The sequence below is a fragment of the Terrimonas ginsenosidimutans genome (genome assembly GCF_022012415.1).
In the GTDB taxonomy this organism is placed as follows: Bacteria; Bacteroidota; Bacteroidia; order Chitinophagales; family Chitinophagaceae; genus Terrimonas_A; species Terrimonas_A ginsenosidimutans.
The window spans coordinates 249244-270267 of sequence record NZ_JAKLTR010000010.1; the positions used below are offsets into that span (position 1 = coordinate 249244).

A 21024-nucleotide genomic window follows, 5' to 3' on the forward strand; every position below is an offset into this window, starting at 1 on the left:
TCAGTAAATTGACCTTTTCCGATCACACACTAACCAGATCTGACCAGTGTTACAGAAAAGGCGAAATATTTTACTGGCCGTCTTCCTGCAGCTAATACTTCATTTCCTGCCTGCAGATACGTATTCTCAACGCCTGCTCCATACCACGTATCGTTTAAATGAAAACCTGTACGATGCCGGGAGCGAAAATGTTTCCGGGTATATCAGGGTAGTTTATCAGACACGTAACAAACTGCTGTTTGTCGGAACGAAGTTTGGTTTTTGTATTTATGATGGGAATAAATTCAGGAACTATACACGCTTTGGAGAGAAGTATATAGGCGGAGTAAATGATTTCGCCGAACTTGAAGACGGCCGCGTAGCGATACTTTCCAGTACACATGGAATACTTGTCCTGGATAAAAATGTACTGCGGGCAATGCCGGTTCTTCCTCAAACACCGGTCGCCAGATTCTTTAGCTTTCACCGCACAACAGACAATGCATTACTGGTGTCCAGTAATAATGGAATTTATCGTTTCAAACACGATCATTTTGTAAAAACCCCTGTGTCAGGGGGAAGTAATGCGAACTTCTATTATGATATTGAAAACATCGACGACGATCTCCTCATTGCATCAAACGGACCGGGATCGCCATTTATACTGTTCGATTCAAAATACCATATCAGAAAGAAATTTCCCATAAGTAATATTGTCTATGATGTTCAGGAGGATCACCGTGGAAATCTCTGGATGGCAACCCCTGCCGGTCTGAAAAAAGCGTCGAGGCAAAAACTGCTGGATGGCATTCTTGAATTCGAAACAATGCCCGCCCCCCTGGCCCGATCCGGGATCGATAGCAAGATCGTTATCAGCCTGTATGCTGATCCCTACTCCAATCTCTGGGCCGGTACAGCTTTTGGCGGACTGTTCAGGATAGACACCTTATTCAATGTAACGCAATTTCATTTTCCCAATGGGTTCAGCTTTGACAGGGTCAACTGCTTTTTTGAAGATGCCGAACATAATCTCTGGCTGGGCACCGAAAATGGCCTGGTAAAGATCCCTGACCCGCGGATCGTGAAATATATTTCGAATGATGGATTACAGTCCAGTACTATCAACAAAGTTTGGTCATTCAATGGCGATGTGCTTGGTATCAGCACCAGCAATATCTTTCAGGCAAACGAACATGCAAATCCGAAGATCACACTCGTAGATACATTACCCGAAGCAACAAGCGTATTCTCCACAGATAAATACCTTTATGCATACTCAACCCGCTCACTGGTACAGACCCAAAAGATCAATGGACGTTATCAGTCAAAAAAAACAGCGCTGAAATTACCCGCGGATCTTACTTTCAAACGCGGCGCTGTAGCAATAGATGAGCAGACCTTTCTTTTTCCGTTGAATACCGGTGGTATCTTTTTATCCAATGTTGAAAACGGCAGTGTACTGAATGGCATCAGTTATTTGGTGGAACAGATGTATTATGATCATACAGATAAATTACTTTGGACTTCAGAGCTGAATGCCGGCTTAAGGGCATACAGGGTAGATAAGGGTCTATCACTTGTTTGCACGGATACATCAATTTCCAGGAACGTATCCGCCATGTCTGCCGGCAAAAACGGAACCATGTGGCTGGCAACACGTGATAAAGGTATTTTCCTGGTCATTATGGAAAACAACCGTTTAAAAGTATTGCAGCATATTACAAGGCAGAAAGGCCTTTCCTCTGATCTGTATACTTCTATACTGGAAAGTAAGGAGGGTAAGATCTTTGCCGGGAACATTGCCAGCGTTGATATTATTCAGCGGATCAAAGACAATTATGTCATCAATAATCTTGCGGCGCAACTAGGATACTACAATGAAGTGTATTCTCTCGCAGAAGACGGGTTTGGGAATATCTGGGCAGGAGGATTGAATGGCTTGCTGATGCTCCCTGCTGATGCAAATCTTCTTTCGGTGAATAGCTCGCAGACGATGATCACACGGATGCAACTGAACGACAGCATCATTGACCTGCATGATCTCATGAGTGGCAGATCATTCGTACTGATGCCTCATCAGAATGATATTTCGTTTGAATTTTCCAGCCCTTACCTGAAAAGCGAATCGATGGTAAAGTATGTGTACCGTTTGCTTCGTAAAGGAGATACTGCATGGAGCCAGCCTTTTACCAATACAACGCTTGCCCTGAAAGATCTTCCGCCCGGGCAGTTCGTCTTCCAGGTAAAAGCACTTTACGCCGGAGGAAGCATCACCAGCAATATTGCAGCTGTGTCTTTCCGGATCCTTTCTCCATGGTATCGGAGCTGGTGGTTCCTCACGCTTTGTGTGTTGTCGCTCGCAGGGCTGTTGTATGCACTGTACCGCTACAGGCTTCGCCAGGTGATCCGTTTGCAACAGGTGCGTAACCGCATTGCGAGTGACCTGCATGATGATATAGGGTCAACCCTGACCAATATCAATATCCTTTCCTCTTTGGGAAGAAGGAACCTGGATGAACCGGCACAGGCCCGTGAATTTCTCGACAGGATCACAGAAGAAGTAAACAGCTCTTCCCAGGCCCTTGATGATATCATATGGAGTGTCAATACCAGTAATGATGGACTGGATGAGACAGCCGCCCGGATGCGCCGTTATGCTGCGGAACTTTTTGATGCTGGAAATGTCCGGTATGAATTCGATCTTGATTCAGACCTTGCACAGCGAAAATTAAGCATGGAGCAACGCCGTGATTTTTACCTGGTATTCAAAGAGACCCTGAATAACATTTTCAAACACGCAGAAGCCAAAAATGTCTGGATCAATGTTCAGATAGAAAAAGGCAACCTCATTATGTCCGTCAGAGATGATGGTAAAGGCTTTGATGTAAATGCTGACACACACCGCAATGGGTTGAAGAACCTGCGCGCACGCGTAAACCGGTGGAATGGCTACATCCAGGTAAAGTCCGCTCCCGGGATGGGTACGATCATTGTAGTAAGTATGCCTGTAAAAGCGTAACAGCGCCGGTTGAGAAAAACCGATTCAGCAACAGCGTCCAACCTTGCTAAAACCCGGCTGGCACAGTAATACCTCAATTGAGGGATTTGAACACAGCATTTCTACCTTTAATTTCGCTACCATGGCCATTAGAATAATTATCTTCGAAGACAATGAGCGACTCCGCAATTCCCTTACTTACTTATTAAGGAGTATGCCAGAGTATGATGTGGTTGGCGACTATCCCAATTGCCGCGAAGCTACATCCGTCACACTTGCCCTTCAACCTGATGTAGCGCTAATGGATATAGACATGCCCGGCGAAAACGGTATCAAAGGCGTGGGAATGGTAAAGGAAGCCAGACCCGAAACAGCCGTGATCATGTATACTGTTTTCGAAGACGATGAAAAGCTTTTTCAATGCCTTTGCGCAGGAGCAAATGGATATCTTCTGAAGAAAACTCCCCCCGATAAACTATTCGAAGCTATCAGAGAAGTGGTTGATGGAGGTGCGCCAATGAGCCCGTCAATCGCCAGAAGAGTATTGAACAGCTTTCAACAATCAAAAACAGAAAACAAATACCAGCTTTCTACAAGAGAACTTGAAGTATTGCAACTCTTAAGTAAAGGATTCAGCGCGAAAGTAATTGCCGGTGAACTGAACATTTCATTCGAAACAGTCCGCTCACACCTGAAGAATATCTATCCCAAACTTCATGTCAACTGTGGCAAAGAAGCCATCGCAAAAGCGTTAAGCGAAAGGATAGTCTGAGGGAGAGAAGTAAAAAGTCAAAATTAAAAAGTAAAAAAATTACCCTGACAATGGAAATCTTTTTCCTGTCAGGGTAATTTTTTTACTTTTTAATTTTGACTTTTTACTTCTCACTAAAGTTCCAGCAAACTCTTCACCGGATCTTTTCCTATCAGCAACTGCTGAGGGTTTTCCAGTAATTCTTTCACACGAACAAGGAAGCTTACAGACTCACGGCCATCGATAATGCGGTGGTCATAGCTCAATGCCAGGTACATCATTGGCCTAACGACTACCTGTCCGTTGATCGCCATCGGGCGTTCCTGGATCTTGTGCATACCAAGGATCGCGCTTTGAGGAATATTAATGATCGGTGTGCTCATCAAAGAGCCGAATACGCCACCGTTTGTAATAGTGAATGTACCACCGGTCAGGTCTTCGGTGGTCAGCTTGCTGTCGCGAGCCTTACCCGCCAGTTCGATCACTTTCTTCTCGATATCCGCCATGCTCAGGCTTTCCACATTGCGGATCACCGGAACAGTGAGACCTCTCGGTGTACTCACCGCTATGCTGATATCTGCATAGTCATGGAATAATAACTGATCGCCATCGATATAGGCATTGACGGTAGGCCATTCTGAAAGCGCAATAGAACATGCTTTTGCAAAGAAGCTCATAAAGCCCAGGCCAACACCATGCGCTTCTTTGAACTTGTCTTTGTATTTAGAACGGATCTCCATGATCGCAGTCATGTCCACTTCATTGAAAGTGGTCAGCATCGCTGTTGTATTCTTCGCTTCAACCAGGCGGCGGCTGATGGTTTTGCGGAGATTGCTCATTTTCTCGGCACGAACATTACGGCTGAAAAGTTCAGCGCCCGCAAATGCTTTCTTCCCGGGGTTAGACAGCGCGGCAAGTACATCATCTTTGGTGATCTTACCTTGATAACCGCTTGGTGTAACAGATTTAGGATCTACTTTTTTATCAGCAATGATTGCAGAAGCGACCGGTGTAGCTTTGATATCATTTGGAGTAGAAGTAACAGGCGCAGAAGACGCTGGCTTTTCAGCAGGTGCCGCTTCTTTCTTTGGCTCCGGCGCTTTATCAGCAGCAGGCGCTTTACCCTCTGGCTTGGCAGCTGTTTCATCAATAGTCGCCATCACATCACCGATCTTGATGGTATCGCCTTCCTGCGCAGAAGTTTTCAAAACACCAGCTTTCTCAGCGTTTACTTCAAAAGTGGCTTTTTCACTTTCTAATTCAGCGATCACTTCGTCTCTCTCCACATAGTCACCATCTTTCTTATTCCATTTCAGCAAGGTCACCTCACTGATTGATTCTCCAACTGTCGGTACTTTAATTTCAATCATAAAATCGCTTATTAATTAAAAATTCAAAAGTAAAAATTAAAAAAAACAGCTGGCGTGTTGCCACGTTATCCTTTTTTAAGCTTTTGACTTTTAAACTCTATTTTTTACTTTTTAATTTTGACTTTTTACTTAGATCGTAAACGCTGTTTCCACGATCTCCTCCTGCTCCTGCTTATGCACTTTTGCATACCCTGTTGCGGTTGCAGCTGATGGCTGTCTGCTGATCACACCATAGTTGATCGTTGTAAGGTTCATCTTCAGGAACGCCGCAGCTCCCATATTCAATGGCTCTTCCTGAACCCAGAACCATGTCGCCTTACTGTATTTCGCATTAAGGGCCTCCAGTTGCTTAAACGGTAATGGATAGAGCTGCTCCAGGCGAATGATCGCAATGTCTTTGCGGTCTTCTTTCTGCTGGCGTTCTGCAAGATCATAATATACTTTACCTGAGCAGAACAATACTTTCTTCACTTTACCGGTATCAGCAAATGTGTCATCGATCACTTCACGGAAACCTCCGCTGGTGAACTCTTCCACCGGAGAATAAGTTCCCGGGTGACGAAGATTGGCTTTCGGGGCAAAGTTGATCAGCGGCTTTCTGAATGGCCATGCCAGCTGACGACGCAGCGCATGGAAGAAGTTTGCCGAGGTGGTAATATTGGTCACCACCATATTCAACTCGGCGCATGATTGAAGGAATCTTTCCAGGCGTGCACTGCTATGCTCAGGTCCCTGACCTTCATAGCCGTGTGGTAATAACATCGTTACCCCATTCATCCGGTTCCATTTCTGTTCTCCGGAAGAAATGAACTGATCGATCATCGTCTGCGCGCCATTTACGAAATCACCAAACTGTGCTTCCCACAGTACAAGTGCATTCGGGTTAGCCAGTGCATATCCATACTCAAAGCCAAGCACACCATATTCACTCAATAACGAGTTGTATATTTTGAATTTCCCGGTAACATCGGGAATGCCGTTCACACGGTTATAAGGCTTGTCCGACACTTCATCCATCAACACAGCATGGCGATGAGAGAAGGTACCGCGTTTTACATCCTGTCCGCTCATCCGTACATCCTTACCTTCGAGGACAAGGCTGCCGTAAGCCATCAACTCAGCCGTAGCCCAGTCTGTTTTCTTTTCCGCATCAAATAGCTTGATCTTATCCTGCAGGATCTTTTCGATCTTGCGGAGCGGCTTGAACTCAGCCGGCCATTGCATCAGGCCATCGAACAGTTTTTTGAAATCCTCCTCTGAGATAGCGGTAGAGGGAGACTGGTCGAAATCTTCATCGGTTGATTTGCGAAGGCTGTTCCACCATTTATCAGGATTCTGAAGATTGTATGGAAGCGGGTTTTGCTTCACTTCATCCAGGCGTTCCTGCAGGTCTGCCCAGAATTTCTTCTCCATTTCTTTTGCCAGTTCCTGCGCATCAGCTTCACCATTCTCCAGCAAATATTTGATGTACACTTCCCGCGGATTTGGATGCTTATCGATCAGTCCGTATAACTGCGGTTGTGTAAATTTCGGGTCATCACCTTCATTATGACCATGGCGGCGATAGCACACCATATCAATGAATACGTCAGAATTGAACTCCTGGCGATAACGTGTTGCGATCTCCACGCATTTGACCACCGCTTCCGGATCATCGCCGTTCACGTGGAATACAGGAGCCTGGATCGCTGCCGCGAGAGACGTACAATAGTCGGAACTACGCGCATCATCGAAGTTGGTAGTAAACCCGATCTGGTTATTGATCACAAAGTGCATCGTACCTCCGGTATAATAACCTTCGAGATTGCTCATTTGCGTTACTTCATATACGATACCCTGACCAGCGATCGACGCATCACCATGGATCAGGATCGGAAGGATCTTGTCAAAATCAGAACCATAAAGCACATCCGCTTTTGCACGTGCAAAGCCCACCACAACAGGATCAACTGCTTCAAGGTGAGAAGGGTTCGGCATCAGTTTCAGATAAATGCCTTTGCCTGCAGGAGTCTTCAGTTCGCTCCCAAAACCCATGTGATATTTAACGTCACCGCTACCCATTGTCTGGTCAACTTTTGCAGTGCCTTCAAATTCGCTGAAGATCTGCTCATAGGTTTTACCCATGATGTTAGCGAGGATGTTGAGACGTCCACGGTGAGCCATTCCAATCACCACTTCCTGCACATCATGGTCGGCTGCGGTGTTAATAATGGCATCGAGTGCCGCGATGGTAGTTTCACCACCTTCCAGCGAGAATCTCTTTTGCCCTACATATTTTGTGTGAAGGAATTTTTCAAACATCACACCCTGGTTCAATTTCTCCAGGATGCGTTTCTTTTTATCGAGTGATAATGGATTAGCGAAGTTCTTTTCCATTTCATTCGCCAGCCAGTTTACTTTTTCCTGGTTGCTGATATATTTGAACTCGATGCCAAGGTGTTCGGCATAAGTCTTTTTCAGATGAGCGAGGATGTTTTTGAGGGTAGTAGCCCCCAAACCAATTCGTTCGCCGACCTGGAAAGTTTTATCCATATCCTCTTCACTCAATCCGAAGAATTCAAGCGTCAGGTTAGCGTTACGATCTTTTCTCTCGCGGATAGGATTGGTTTTCGCGATCAGGTGACCTTTGTTCCGGTAACCAAGGATCATACGATACGCACCGAGCTCCTTTTTCCAGTCGCTCCCAGTACCTGCTGTCGCAGAAACTGTAGAAACCGCAGAGCCATTCGACTGTCCATTCCCCTGCCCCATCGCAAAGTCAAACCCTTCAAAGAACTTTTTCAGGTCAGGATCAACACTGCCTGGATCTTTTGAAAAGTCGCGGTACAGATTTTCGATGTATTCAGGATGAGAATTCGTGATATAGGAAAAATCTTTCATGAAATGTGGATATTTTAGACGGCAATTTTGGGACACAAATATCGCCTAAAAACTCTGAATTAAGTAGGTGTTTTTAGGTAAGAAACGCGTTAAAAATCAAAAAGCTGGGTATTTTCTCTGGAATTGAAGTAGTCTTCGCTCTTTTTCGTTGGCCGGGTAGCGGATGGCCGTTGGCCGAATGGGCGAATGGCCGATAGCCGAATGGGCTGTTTCTGATCGACAATGGTTTAGTTTGAGCCGGTGTCAGTTGGATAAAAAAAGATAATTGCCTTATTATTAGACGTTTCAAAGTTTCAAAATAATATCCGGCCCACGGCGATCGGTCATTCGGCCATCGCCCGGATCCCGGGAATCCAATATTTTCGCCACTTTCCCCGTTTTTAATTTGGTGGTTAAGCATATCAGCCCTACCTTTGCCGTCCTTAAAATTGATACGAAATGGCTAATCATAAGGCAACGAAAAAAGATGTGCGCCAGGCAACAAAACGCCGCGAGAGAAACAAATATTATGGCAAAACTACCCGTAATGCCATCCGTGATCTGAAAGCAGCGAAAGAAGGCGAGGCGGCAGCTCAATTGCCTAATGTTTCCAGCATGATCGACAAATTGGCTAAACGTGGTGTTATCCACAAGAAAAAAGCAGCCAACCTGAAGAGCAAACTGGCTAAGAAAATCGCTGCTGTAGCTAAGTAATTAGCGCACAACTTTTCAATATTATTGAAAGCACCTTCCAGACCGGGAGGTGCTTTTTTAGTTGTTGGTAGTCGATCGAAAATTCCCCCTCGTATTCTTTACGCACTCTGCGATACTATTCTGCGCCAATCGATCTAAAGTGAGTTTTCCTTACTTTTATCGCAACCTAAAACTCACACATGCGAAGACTTCTCCTGGCTATTGCGCTGATCAGCACTTCTGTTTGTTTCGCTCAACCTCTCATCACGCGATTTGAAAGATCAAATGGCACACAAACCCCAACCTATCACGAAGCCATCGATTGGTGGCAGAAACTGGATGCCGCTTCACCAAAAGTGAAAATGGTTCCTATGGGAGTCACCGACGCCGGTTTACCTCTTCACCTGATCTTCATTTCCAATAGCGGTGATCATAACCTGGTCAATATCCGCAAAAGCAACAAACGCATTTTTCTCATTAATAACGGAATTCATCCCGGCGAACCCGACGGCATCGATGCCTGTATGCTGCTCGCAAAAGACATCGTGACCAACAATTATAAATTGCCCGATAATGTAGTCCTGGCTATCATTCCTATCTACAATATCGGCGGCGCATTGAATCGCAGTGCCAATTATCGTGTCGACCAGGATGGTCCTGAAGAATTCGGCTTTCGCGGAAACTCCCAGAACCTGGATCTTAACCGCGACTTTATCAAATGCGACTCGAGAGATGCGAGAGCATTCGCCTCTATCTTCCGCCTTCTTGACCCCGATGTATTTGTCGATAACCATGTAAGCAATGGCGCCGATTATCAGCACGTGATGACCTTGCTGGCGTCACAACACGACAAACTTGGCGGTGCAATGGGTAATTTCATGTTCAACGAATTCGAACCAGGCATCTTCTCAAAAATGAAAGCAAAAGGGATCGATCTCATCCCCTATGTGAACGCATTCGGAGATACTCCTGAAAATGGATGGTCAGCCTTCTGGGACAGTCCGCGCTATGGCACCGGCTATGCCGCTCTTTGGAATACATTTTCATTCATGCCGGAAAGCCATATGCTTAAACCGTATGATCAACGTGTGAAAGCTTCCCACGCATTGATGCAATCATTTATCAGCTTTATTTCCGAACACAGCGCTACCATAAAAAAACTCCGCGATGAAGCGAAGCAGCGTACCAAGACGATGACCACATTGCCCGTAAGCTGGTCGCTCGATCGCAATATCACCAAAGACTACCTGTTCAAAGGCTATACAGCCGGCCGTAAACCCAGCGAGATCTCTGGTCTGCCAAGGTTATATTATGACCGCAATGCACCGTTTGAAAAAACGATCAGGATCATGCATCATTACACACCAAAGGAATCCATCAATAAGCCTTCAGCCTATATAATTCCGCAAGGCTGGTGGAAAGTGATTGATCTGCTGCAACTGAACAAGATCAATATGCAACAGTTAAAACAGGATACCTCCATTGAAGTGGACGTGTACAAGATCGCATCCTACAAAACCTCACCACGGCCTTATGAAATGCACCATGTGAACTCCGAAGTAAAAACAACTTCATTTACAGAAAAAGTAAACTTCAGAAAAGGCGACTGGCTCATTCCTCTTAACCAGGAAGGAAACCGCTTTATTATGGAAGTACTGGAGCCGCAGGCTGAAGACTCTTATTTCACCTGGAACTATTTTGATGGGATACTCGGCCAGAAAGAAGGATACTCCGCCTATGCATTTGAAGAAATTGCCGCCGACTATCTGAAGAAAAACCCCTCATTAAAACAACAACTGGAACAGCAGAAAGCTACTGATTCCACCCTGTCAAAAAGCAGCCGTGCACAACTTGACTTTATCTTTCAACGCTCTCCCTGGTTTGAACCCGCTTACCTGAGATATCCGGTATACCGATTGAGATAGACTGAATGGTGAGAGGAAGTAAAAAGTCAAAATTAAAAAGTAAAAAATATTCCCCTTATACAGGTGTTGATCCCTGATAAACGAAACTGTTTTTTACTTTTTAATTTTGACTTTTTACTTTACCCTCATCCATTTTGCGAAAGATCAACCTCGCCATCACGATCGTGATCACCAGCACGAAAATGCTGATATACCCAAGCCACTCATACCGGTAGATCTTTCCGGATGGATCATCGTATACAATAAAACCAGCGAGTAAAGATGCCAGCCCGGTACCGATCTGCTGTACGCATCCATTAAAACTCATAAAGCTTCCCCGCTGTTCAGGAGGAACCACTTCACTGATCATTGCCTGTGCAGTTAATGCTCTTCCTGTAGCAAATACAAACCAGAAGGCGAAGACCGTCAGCACCAGTGAAAAGGGCATCACCGGCATTTTTGTAAGCAACAACACCATGAACAGAGAAAGGAACACCGACCATGAATAAATAGGCAGCTTCCCCTTCTTATCAGACAGTCGCCCTAATAACAACGCAGCGATCAGGGATGCACCTCCTCCCACGAGATAAATGGTGGGGATCACATTTTTCGAATAGCCTTTATTGAACTCCATATACGGAGTGATAAAAGGGATGATCAGGAAATGCCCGATCATCAACAGGCAAGAAAAGATGAGTGCTGAGATCTGCCGGTTGGTCCGGATCACCTTTCCCAGTAAAACCAATGGGGGCGTCCGTGTAAGCCCGCTATCAAGATGGCCTCTCATTGCCGGCACAAAACGGATCACGAATGGGATCAGCACCAGTCCTATTCCGGCAACAAAAAGAAATGGTACATGCCAGTCCTCATGAAACAGGTTGGCCAAGTACAAAGAAAACGGAACACCTAATATCGATGCAATTGCAAATGAAATAGAAACAGACGCCATTGCCTTACCTCTTCTTTCATAGGGGAAAATATCCGCGATGATCGCCAGCACCTGCGCTCCGATAATGCCGCCAAACAATCCCGCCACGATCCTCGCGGCCAGCAACAACGGATAAGAGGTGGCCAGTCCGCAGGCAATAGTCCCGGCGATAAAGCCTGCATAAGAATAAAGCAGGATCTTCTTCCTGTCATAACTATCCACGATAAACGCCGTCGCAAAACCAGATACCGCCGCACTGATCGAATACGCACTCACCATAAAGCTGAATTGCCTCGGTGAAATATTAAAATACGGAGTGAGATAGTTATTCAGCGGCATCATCACCATAAAATCCAGGAAATGGGTAAAATTGAGGCCTGCCAACAACAAAAGTATGATCAGTTCTTTACGGGTCATGAATGCGCAATATACCTATCTTTAGGGGGAGGGGGTGTGGGAAGTTGAAAAGTTTTGGAGGTTTCAAAGGTTCCATGGGTTCCAGAAGTGCGGGCGACTTAAATCTGAAACTATTGTCACCAGTGGCAATACCAAATATTAAGGAACCTTTGAACCCTATGTGAAACCTCCCCTCCCCCCTCGTTCACCTCTTGTCTTTAAAACAAAACCTAACGATCTATGCGCCGCAGGGATTTCATCCGCAACACTTCACTTGCCACTGCAGGAGTAACCATCCTGAATTTTCCTGTATTTGGAAAAAATGCTCCATCAAACAAAGTTGTACTGGCCGTAATGGGCGTTAACAGCCGCGGCTCCTATCTGGCTGAATGTTTCGCTTCGCTTCCAAACGTAGAGATCGCCTATCTCTGTGATGTGGAAGAAAAGGCTATCGCCAATGGATTGAAGCCTTTTGCCGGAAAATCAAAAAAACCGGCCATAGTAAAGGATATCAGGAAACTGGTAGAGCAGAAAGACTTTGATGCGCTCGTAGTGGCAGCTCCCGATCACTGGCATGCTCCCGCTGCCATCCTTGGCGTTACACATGGTAAACACGTATACGTGGAAAAACCATGCAGCCATAATGCCTATGAAGGAGAACTGCTCATCCAGGCAATGAAAAAATATCCAAAGCAACTGATCGAAATGGGTAACCAGCGCCGTTCATTTCCAAACCTCACTGAAGCCGTACGACTGGTAAGACAGGAAGGAATCATTGGCAATGCCTATTTTGGAAAAGGATGGTACGCGAATAACCGGAAATCTATCGGGATTGGTAAGAAAGTGCCGGTTCCTTCAACGCTCGACTTCGATCTCTGGCAGGGTCCCGCACCGCGCCGTGATTACAAAGACAATCTCGTTCACTATAACTGGCACTGGTTCTGGCATTGGGGAACATCCGAAACCTGCAACAATGGAACACACGAAATAGATTGCTGCCGCTGGTTCCTTGGTGTTGATTATCCAACAAAAGTAACCTCCGCCGGTGGACGATATGCATTCAAAGATGATTGGGAAACCCCGGATACACAGGTTGCCACATTTGAATTCGGTGACCAGAAATCAATCACCTGGGAAAGCCGCAGCTGTAACATATTTCCTGTAGAAGGCGCCGGAAGAGGTTTCGCTATCTATGGCGATAAAGGAACTTTGGTCAACGGAGGGAATGACGATTATAAGATCTTCGACTATAATAATAAACTTGTTAAAGAAGTAAAAAGCGATACAAAGAATGATGCTACCAACGCAGTAAGCGCAAGCGGCAATCTCGATTTCTATCACTTTAATAATTTCGTAAACAGTATCCGGGGCGAAGCAAAACTCACTTCCCCTATTGATGAGGGGCATAAGAGCAACCTGCTTTGCCACCTTGCAAACATTGCACAACGCACAGGAAGAACACTGAAGTGCAACCCGCAGGATGGGCATATCCTGAACGATAAAGAAGCGAGTGCTATGTGGAAACGGGAGTATCAAAAAGGCTGGGCACCGATCGTATAAGTGTAAAAAGTATCGCAGAGTGCGCTAAGGGATCGCAGAGTGCGCAAGGGGATTGCAAAGGGCGCCAAGGGATTGCAAAGGGCTTTAAGGTCTTTGCGTTCTTTGCGATCCCTTAGCGAACTCTGCGATACTTACTTACTACGCAACCACCGGTAAAAGAAAAAGCATAAACCCCAGGAAAAACAAGACGGTAAGCAAATGCGCATATGCATTTCCTTTAGGAAAGAAAATAAACTGCTCCACCAGTCTGCCCAGCCAGAACAAAGAAATGCCCGCCAGTAAAGCCCTCCCAAGCCCGGTTGTATAAAGGTCTCTCGGGTAAAAGAAACACAGAAAAGCAAACAGCAAAAACACAAATACCAGCCGAAGATTCAATACCTGCATAATACCCCGGTTCACCTCACTCAACTTGCGCAGCTCCGTTCTCCATTTGAACAATCTCCAGAACCCCATATGGAATACCGCAAACAGCAGGCTGTGCACGCCGCATACGTATATCCATATCTCTTTCTGCATCTGCTATAGCTTTCTGATTTTAATGCTGCGGAAGCTTACCGCATTTCCGTGATCCTGCAACAGGATATAGCCTTGCTTTGCCTCTCCAAAAGCCGGCCACACTTTGTATTTACTTAACGCAACCAGGTCGCGGTAAGCCTGTGATCCTCTCTGATACTCCAGCACTTTTATTCCGTTCAGGTAATGTTCTACCCTATTGTCCGGATGAACGATAACCCTTCCTGAATTCCATTCTCCCGGTTGTTTGATAAATCGTTTTTGCTTATCCGCTTTGATCAGGTCATACAGGGAAGCAAGCGTACGGTTGCCATCGCGGCCAAGCTTCGCATCCGGATGAAGTGTGTCGTCCAGTAACTGATACTCCAGTCCGATGGCAGAACCCTGGTTGTTCTCTGAAAGCGTAACAAAATATTTGACGCCGCTATTCGCACCGGCCGTTAATTTAAAATCAAAAGAGAGATCAAATGCGCTGAATTGTTCTTCCGTTACAATATCACCGCCATTGGTTGATTCCGCACCGGTTGACGCCAGTACACGCAATTCACCATCCCTGATCTCCCAGCCATTCTGCGGGAACCCGGGTTTGTAAGCTCCTTTCCATCCTTTGTTACTTACACCATCAAACAGCAGCTTCCACCCGGCTTTCTTTTCTTCTTCAGTTAGTGTATTCGGAATTGTATTCACTGTATAAATGTTTGAAGGAAATGAAGCGGGTTTCAGGTCGCTGGTCTTTATCCGGATATTTTTCCAGAATATTTTCTTTCCGGCCATTTCCGGTTTACCTATACTATGCACCTGTAATGCGATGATCCCTTTCGCATCCACACTATCCACCACATAAGCTGCCGGCTTATCGTTGATCCATGTCTTGATTTTATTGCCGATACATTCAACTCTTACCTTATTGTAAACGCCGGTCTTCAAAAGATCCTGCGCGGAAGGATTCAGCATCAGCGGATACAACCAGTCCCTCCTGCTTTCATCATACACACCAGCCGTCCACTTACGGGAAGAAGGATCCAACTCATATTGATAACCGAAGACTTTGCCTTTTCCTTTATTTCCCGCGGCATCATACTGACTGCGGAACTGTATGCCTGAGTTCGATGTTGTATCCATGATCTTTACTTCAAGCTCCAGTACAAAATCGCCATACTCTTTATCCGTGATCAGGAAAGTATTGGGCGTATTGGGAACGGTGATACCGACAATTGCATTCTCTTCAATTTTGTATTCCGCGTCTCCGGCAACCTTTTTCCAGCCGTTGAGAGACTTACCATCAAAAAGGTTTGTCCAGCCTTTTTGAGCATTTACAGAAACCGCGAGACTTAACAATGCGAACGCTGTGATAGTGCTTTTCTTCATCTTAAACCAGGTTATAAGCTGTTTTCCAATTTTGAATAGTATGAGAATACATGGCTTTGTTTGCCAGGTGTACGCAAATGGCGGTAGTGGCTCCGGTCTTCACATTTGACACAGGGATCTTCCCCTGTGTAATGCATTCATGAAATTCCTTCAGCGCATACCATGTTCCGTCTTTCATCTTTTCCTTCATGATAGATGTTCCGCCGTCGTTATTCCACTCTATGGGAGAAGCTCCCGTAACGCCATCTACTGTCTGCAACTGTTTTCGTGTTTCGGCTTCGGGATAGAAGATGCCTTCATGCGGCAATAGAGAGACCATTCCGCGCGTGCCTTTGATCTTGAAGATGTATCCTTCTTTTGCGTTCCCACAGGTTGCACCGAAGTTGCCGATCATTCCCTTCCTGCTATAACGGAGAATGGCCTGCACATTATCATATGTTTCTCTTCCATCTTTATAAAAATCAATTCCCCCGGTTCCAAGTATCTCATCAGGGTGCGTGTCAAAAGCCCAGTTGATAAAATCCATCTGATGGGAAAGCAATTCCGCTGTCAGCCCACCGGATCTGCGTTTATACATCCGCCAGTTGATCTGCTCGTCGGAATATCCTGCCGGCACAGGTCTTCTCCAGTTCCAGTTCCTGTCCCAGCGGCAATCGATCTGTGTAACGGCTCCAAGATAACCGCTCCCGATCATCTGCTTCACCTTGAAATAAAGTGGCGTATAGCGGTACTGATGACCGACCATCAATGTTTGTGAAGAAAGTTTCTGACTGAGCTTTACAAGGTCCAGGGCTTCCTCAATGGAGAATGTCATTGCCTTCTCGAGATAAATATGCTTGCCGGCCAGCAGCGCATCTTTGGCAACTGGATAATGCATATCCAGGGAAGTAGCGATGACTACAGCCTGGATGGATTTATCGTCAAGAAGTTTACGGTAGTCTTTATAGATAGCAGCAGCAGAAGCCGCAGCTACTTTTTTTGCGGCATCCAGGCGAAAATCAAGGACGTCGCAGAGCGCAGCAATAGTGAATTGATCTTTGAATTCACCAAGAACAGATGCGATGCCTTTACCACGATCTCCACAGCCAATGATGCCTACACGGATCGGTCCGGAAGCTCTTTTCCAACTGGCGTTGAGCAGCAAACCGCCGGTTAACAAACTGGTATTCAGGAGAAAATCCCTTCTTTTCATATTTGAGCAAAACGGAGTTTCTCAAATGTACGGTTTCGTGGTCTTTTAGGCTAACCAAATTTTCGAAAGGTGAGGGAGTATCGCAAAGGACGCAAGGGACACGCAGAGGGCGCAAAGATGGTCTTTGCGTTCTCTGCGATCTCTTTTGCGCCCTTTGCGATACTCTTACAAAAACTGAATTTATCAGCATGGGCAGCACACGAACGGCACTTCCGTCAGCGGTGAGGTCCGCAAGATCCTGTAATGCCCCAGCCCGCTGCTCAACGGCCGTATCTGCACCGTGGCGGCTACATCTTCCCTGTTCTCACCGGTTGTATGCACCATTCTGGCAAATACTTCCTGCTCCTTTTCATCTTTTACAGAGCTGCTTCTCGCCGTTGCGATCACATTGTCTCTAACGCCGGCATCCTGCAAATTGGTGATATGCTCTCTGAAACTTCTGATATTGCCAAACAATTCCACCACCACTACGCTTAACGGAGATTCTTCCGGCAACCCGTACAGATCCAGCATCTCTTCAATTTCCTTATTCTCCCAAACGCAAGTGCCGACAACCGGCATATCTTTTCTGATCGCTTTGATGATCGCTTTATCGACCTTCACCTTTCCTATTTCAACGATCTCTTTCTTGAACAGGAACTGTGACCGGTCTCTTCTCATCTCACGGAACAGCGTGGTGTTCAACTCTGTCACTTCAGCAGTTTCAAAAACACGTCTTCGCCAGTCGAGCGGCTTTTCCCCCAATAGAATATTCCTGAATTCCTTCCCGTCAGCCTGTTTCACCTGCGCATACAACAATGCCCATAGTTGCGTTCTTGGCGGAGCGGAAGTAACATTTCTTCCATTTGCTACGGCTTTTGCATAGGGAGCATTCACGTAAAGACGTTTATTATCCCGGTTAAGTGTACACAACAAGGTTGGCGCAGGATGTTGTATTCCCGTTACGCGCAGTGCTCTTCCAAATCTTCCCTGTGCGGTGCTCCAGAGATTTTCATTCCTGTCAGTCCAGTGATTGTGGCCGATCCGGAATTCGTACGTGAAGAACCCAAACATCTCATCACTCTCCGCGTGAAGACCCGGAGGCAGCGGCAAGATATAATGCCTGTTACTGTCTGTTGCTTTGATCAATGGCTGCATCGCATTCAAACCGGCCTTCTCATCACTTTGCAACGGGGTGATCACCCGCATATATTCCGGATCTATCGGCAATGCAGGTTCCTGCGGCGCAATGAACAGTTCCGGGTTGTTATTGCTTAATAACTGGTCCGGTGCATAAGCCAGCACTCTTGCGAAGATCGTATCATTGGGATCTTCAACCGGCTCTTCAAATTCAAGCCAGAGGAATTTCTTCCTGGCTTCCGTTGCACTGTACCGGGCATTGCGTTGATAAGGAGAAAAGGCGATACCCGCACTGGCGAGCTTAGGCACCTGGGAAGGCCGAATGGTGGTTGGCAGATCAAGCTGAGCAGGCTGTTCAATCGTTGTTCCTTCTCCGTGATCAGCTTTGAACCGCGGCGTGATAGTATAATTCACCTGCATCTCATCCGGGAAACGTGGTAATCCGTTCGCCCGTTTTAATGCTGTCTTCGGTTCTATTGCATCAATGAATACGATCGTTGTATGATCCCGGTTGATCAATCCAAACTCATCCGGTTGTAATGCTTCAAACGATACGGAGTGATTGATCTCTATCTCCCCTACAATATCCTGGTGTTCAATTTCGTCATCTTTCCTGAACTTTTTATCTCTGCCGATCCGGAAGCTGGTGATCTGCATCGCATCCCAACTCCAGTCACGATTCATTTTGTACACGATACACCCGAGCCAATGTCCGTCGAGCTCAGCTTTGGACGAGAAGGTGATAGAAGAATTATCCGGCGCAAGGCTGTGCCTGATACGGCTGCTGCATCCGAACACAACGCGTTCTCCTTTCTTTCCTACGATCGTCAGGCCTTTGCTTTCCATTCCAAGCTGCTTGGCTAATCGCTGTACAATGTCGGGCTGATTTGGTATTGATGATTCTCTTCTGAATAATGTTGCAGGGATCAGGTTCCTGCGGATGAATGCAGGATCAGGTTGCAGGTACAACGCCTGTACCATTGGCACATTTGCTTTCGGTTGCAGCAGTTCATTCTCTGCGCCTGATTCTTTATAGAAGAAGAACTGTGTCGTTTTACCATAACGAGTATCCAGATCATGATTTCCTTCATTAATGAATTTGTAGTACTGATCATCTCCTTCGCAAACAGCGCGTAAAGTGATCCGGATCTTTCTTGCCGTTGGCAGAATGATCTCACTCATTGCATCTATTTCTGTTTTGTTGAGATCCGGGTCATTGAAAGGATTGCTGTTACTATTCAGCGGATCACCACTGTTGCTAAGGTTCAATACAGGAAAATCGCGGAAACGAACCTGGAGATCCAGTTCTTCATCAAATGCGGCAGGGAACTCCCGGGTCGTACTGTAAAGCAACGCATAGTTCTCGCGGCCTGAAGCACTCATCAGGTTGTCCAGGCGAAGCGTTTCCACTTCAACCACTACTTCCACTCTTCTTACATCAGGATCATCAAGTGCCGGCTCCAGCTGCTGTGCTTCCAGTTCGCCATCAGGCAATTTCTTTACAGGAAGAGTTTTCAGCAACTGAACAGGATCCTGGCCAGCCAGTTGATATTTATTGGTAAAAACAACCGCAGGATAACCAAGCGTAGGCCGTTTGATCACCAACCTCGGATTGGCGTCATACACTTCTTTGCCATTCTCTATTTTCTCATTAAAGAATTCGATATGCTTTGTCGTATTGGCATTGCTCTCAAAAGCAGATTCAATATTGATAATGCGCAGATTTGCCGGAGCGATATACCGCTTAAAATGTACCGAGGCGTTAGGAGAAGCACTTTGATACAAAGGATCGTGCCCTACCGTTGGTCCGCCATTGCTGATATCACAAAGACGCACGCGGAAATCGTACATCTTGCCATAATGCAGCGGGATCTTTGATGGCCCCGGGTTGAACAGTTGCACAGGACTTACCGCATTGTCCTTGCTCTGGTGAAGATAGTTGATCTCAATAGCATCGGTATCTTTCATCACGATACTCTTACCTATCCAGTTACCATAATACATCGGCAACCAGAAACTTTCGTTCGTGTCACTATCCACTCTTGACGGGAATACCTGGAATGGAAGTTCCAGCGACTGGCCAATGGCATTTCCAACTGAAGCCGTTCCTATCTTATATTCAGCATTGGTAATGACTGTATTCAAACTCTCCCAATCAGCATTGGGTACATCTGCTTCTTTTACATCCACCCGGTATCCCGCTACGCCAAACAGTGCATCGATACGGTCTTTTCCATCGGGCAGCGGCGCATTGAAATTGGTTTCATCCCCACGAAGCTGACGGATGAACCAGACCAGCAATTGTTCATCATCCCATCCAAGCCGGATGCCTGCATCATGTACCGGATGTGTTCCATCAAACTGCTCCGCCAGTATATTCTTACTGATAGGTTGATTTGCGTGAACGATCTTGGCGAATCCGTCATTGTATTCATTGCTTTCAGCAAAGATCTTATCCCAGTTCCCATAGGGGATCGGCTCCACCGGATCATTGGGATCTGCTTTTGCCAATACCGGGAAGAGTACGGGAGCGAATAATGTTCTTGCCTGCCCCTGCTTCAGCTTAGGTATTCTTGCTGCATATTGTTTGATCAGCGGTCCGTTTGCATGCAAAAGAGAATGCGCTTGAACCGGCGCATAATCCGCATTTTCAACGCTTACAAAAATGTATCCCCCTTTGACAAACCAGGCAGGATCTGTAACAGGTATTGTGGCTTCATACACCAGGCCGGTTGCCCTTGCCAGCAATGGCTGACGAAGAATATAAGCATATACCTTACCCCAGCTGATATCATCGGAAGATGGCGTAAAAGGCGTAGCGGGAGGCGGGTTACGCATCGCGCAATGATAGCTGTCATCCGTTTTTGCATTCGGATGTTTCGGGCTGGTGAAATTGAATGAGGTGCGATAAGACTCCGGTAAATATTTCTTTACTGACCTCTCCATCGGCAATGAATCACCGGCTTTATCCTGCACATGCGTTTTGGTGATCTTCAACCCGGATTGATCCCGCAACGCCGTCAGCAACGCTTTCTTATTCGGAGCAGAGGTAAGCCCCTGTAATGTTGCTTCCTTTGGCTTGCGCAGCGGTGCATTGGTATTGGCTACCGGAAAGTCCTCAAGCGAGTTCACCACATATGCTTTGAACTGCGGAACAAGATCCGCAAAACCCGTCAGGTTATTTGCCGGCGCACCGGCATAAGTATCCAATGGATTGAACGGATCACGATTTCTTGGTATTAAAGCGATATGAACCTTAATAGCATTGCCATCAAAATATTGCGGAAAAACCATTGTTGTGTACCGGCGGTTTGCTTCCATGAGAGAAAAGTTTAAAGGTTTAAGAGTTTAATGGTTTCGAAAGGTGGAGACTATACCGGGAATGATTTGCGTA

The 21024-nt window shown here is 46.1% G+C and carries 12 protein-coding genes; 5 read left to right on the forward strand and 7 right to left on the reverse strand.

What is annotated here, in order from left to right; genetic code table 11:
- The first annotated feature begins 46 nt into the window (after nucleotides 1-46).
- Together LZZ85_RS16530 and LZZ85_RS16535 are read left to right on the forward strand one after the other, a co-directional pair.
- Nucleotides 47-2998 (forward strand): sensor histidine kinase, encoded by a 2952-nt coding sequence (locus LZZ85_RS16530; protein ID WP_237874390.1) that lies wholly within the window; start codon nucleotides 47-49, stop codon nucleotides 2996-2998.
- A 121-nt stretch (nucleotides 2999-3119) separates the two neighbouring features.
- Entirely contained in the window at nucleotides 3120-3749 is a 630-nt protein-coding gene (locus LZZ85_RS16535) for a response regulator (RefSeq protein WP_237874392.1), read from the forward strand.
- A 113-nt stretch (nucleotides 3750-3862) separates the two neighbouring features.
- Here the strand turns inward: LZZ85_RS16535 and odhB are convergent, their stop codons facing one another.
- On the reverse strand, nucleotides 3863-5098 hold the full coding sequence (gene odhB, locus LZZ85_RS16540) for a 2-oxoglutarate dehydrogenase complex dihydrolipoyllysine-residue succinyltransferase (protein ID WP_237874394.1): 1236 nt from the start codon (nucleotides 5096-5098) through the stop codon (nucleotides 3863-3865).
- Between the two features lie 129 nt (nucleotides 5099-5227).
- Nucleotides 5228-7978 carry a 2-oxoglutarate dehydrogenase E1 component gene (locus LZZ85_RS16545; protein ID WP_237874396.1) on the reverse strand — a complete coding sequence of 917 codons (2751 nt, stop codon included), beginning with the start codon at nucleotides 7976-7978 and terminating at the stop codon, nucleotides 5228-5230.
- A 438-nt stretch (nucleotides 7979-8416) separates the two neighbouring features.
- On the opposite strand from LZZ85_RS16545, the gene rpsT reads away from it, so the two are divergent.
- Both rpsT and LZZ85_RS16555 read left to right on the forward strand, forming a co-directional pair.
- Nucleotides 8417-8671 carry a 30S ribosomal protein S20 gene (gene rpsT / locus LZZ85_RS16550; RefSeq protein WP_237874398.1) on the forward strand — a complete coding sequence of 85 codons (255 nt, stop codon included), beginning with the start codon at nucleotides 8417-8419 and terminating at the stop codon, nucleotides 8669-8671.
- Between the two features lie 179 nt (nucleotides 8672-8850).
- On the forward strand, nucleotides 8851-10575 hold the full coding sequence (locus tag LZZ85_RS16555) for a M14 family zinc carboxypeptidase (RefSeq protein WP_237874400.1): 1725 nt from the start codon (nucleotides 8851-8853) through the stop codon (nucleotides 10573-10575).
- Between the two features lie 100 nt (nucleotides 10576-10675).
- On the opposite strand, the gene LZZ85_RS16560 is transcribed toward LZZ85_RS16555, so the two are convergent.
- Nucleotides 10676-11899: an MFS transporter gene (locus LZZ85_RS16560; protein WP_237874402.1), complete on the reverse strand. Its 1224-nt coding sequence runs from the start codon at nucleotides 11897-11899 to the stop codon at nucleotides 10676-10678.
- 219 nt (nucleotides 11900-12118) lie between these two features.
- Here LZZ85_RS16560 and LZZ85_RS16565 point away from each other — a divergent pair, with 219 nt between their 5' ends.
- On the forward strand, nucleotides 12119-13438 hold the full coding sequence (locus LZZ85_RS16565; RefSeq protein ID WP_237874404.1) for a Gfo/Idh/MocA family protein: 1320 nt from the start codon (nucleotides 12119-12121) through the stop codon (nucleotides 13436-13438).
- A 138-nt stretch (nucleotides 13439-13576) separates the two neighbouring features.
- On the opposite strand, the gene LZZ85_RS16570 is transcribed toward LZZ85_RS16565, so the two are convergent.
- The 4 genes from LZZ85_RS16570 to LZZ85_RS16585 all read right to left on the reverse strand — a co-directional run bounded on the left by LZZ85_RS16570 (nucleotide 13577) and on the right by LZZ85_RS16585 (nucleotide 20951).
- Nucleotides 13577-13954, reverse strand: a complete 378-nt coding sequence (locus tag LZZ85_RS16570) for a hypothetical protein (protein ID WP_237874406.1) — start codon at nucleotides 13952-13954, stop codon at nucleotides 13577-13579.
- Between the two features lie 3 nt (nucleotides 13955-13957).
- Nucleotides 13958-15319, reverse strand: coding sequence for a 3-keto-disaccharide hydrolase (locus tag LZZ85_RS16575; RefSeq protein ID WP_237874408.1), 1362 nt, complete (start codon nucleotides 15317-15319; stop codon nucleotides 13958-13960).
- Nucleotide 15320: 1 nt separating this feature from the next.
- Nucleotides 15321-16511, reverse strand: a complete 1191-nt coding sequence (locus LZZ85_RS16580; RefSeq protein ID WP_237874410.1) for a Gfo/Idh/MocA family protein — start codon at nucleotides 16509-16511, stop codon at nucleotides 15321-15323.
- Between the two features lie 183 nt (nucleotides 16512-16694).
- On the reverse strand, nucleotides 16695-20951 hold the full coding sequence (locus LZZ85_RS16585; RefSeq protein WP_237874412.1) for a hypothetical protein: 4257 nt from the start codon (nucleotides 20949-20951) through the stop codon (nucleotides 16695-16697).
- Nucleotides 20952-21024: the final 73 nt, after the last annotated feature.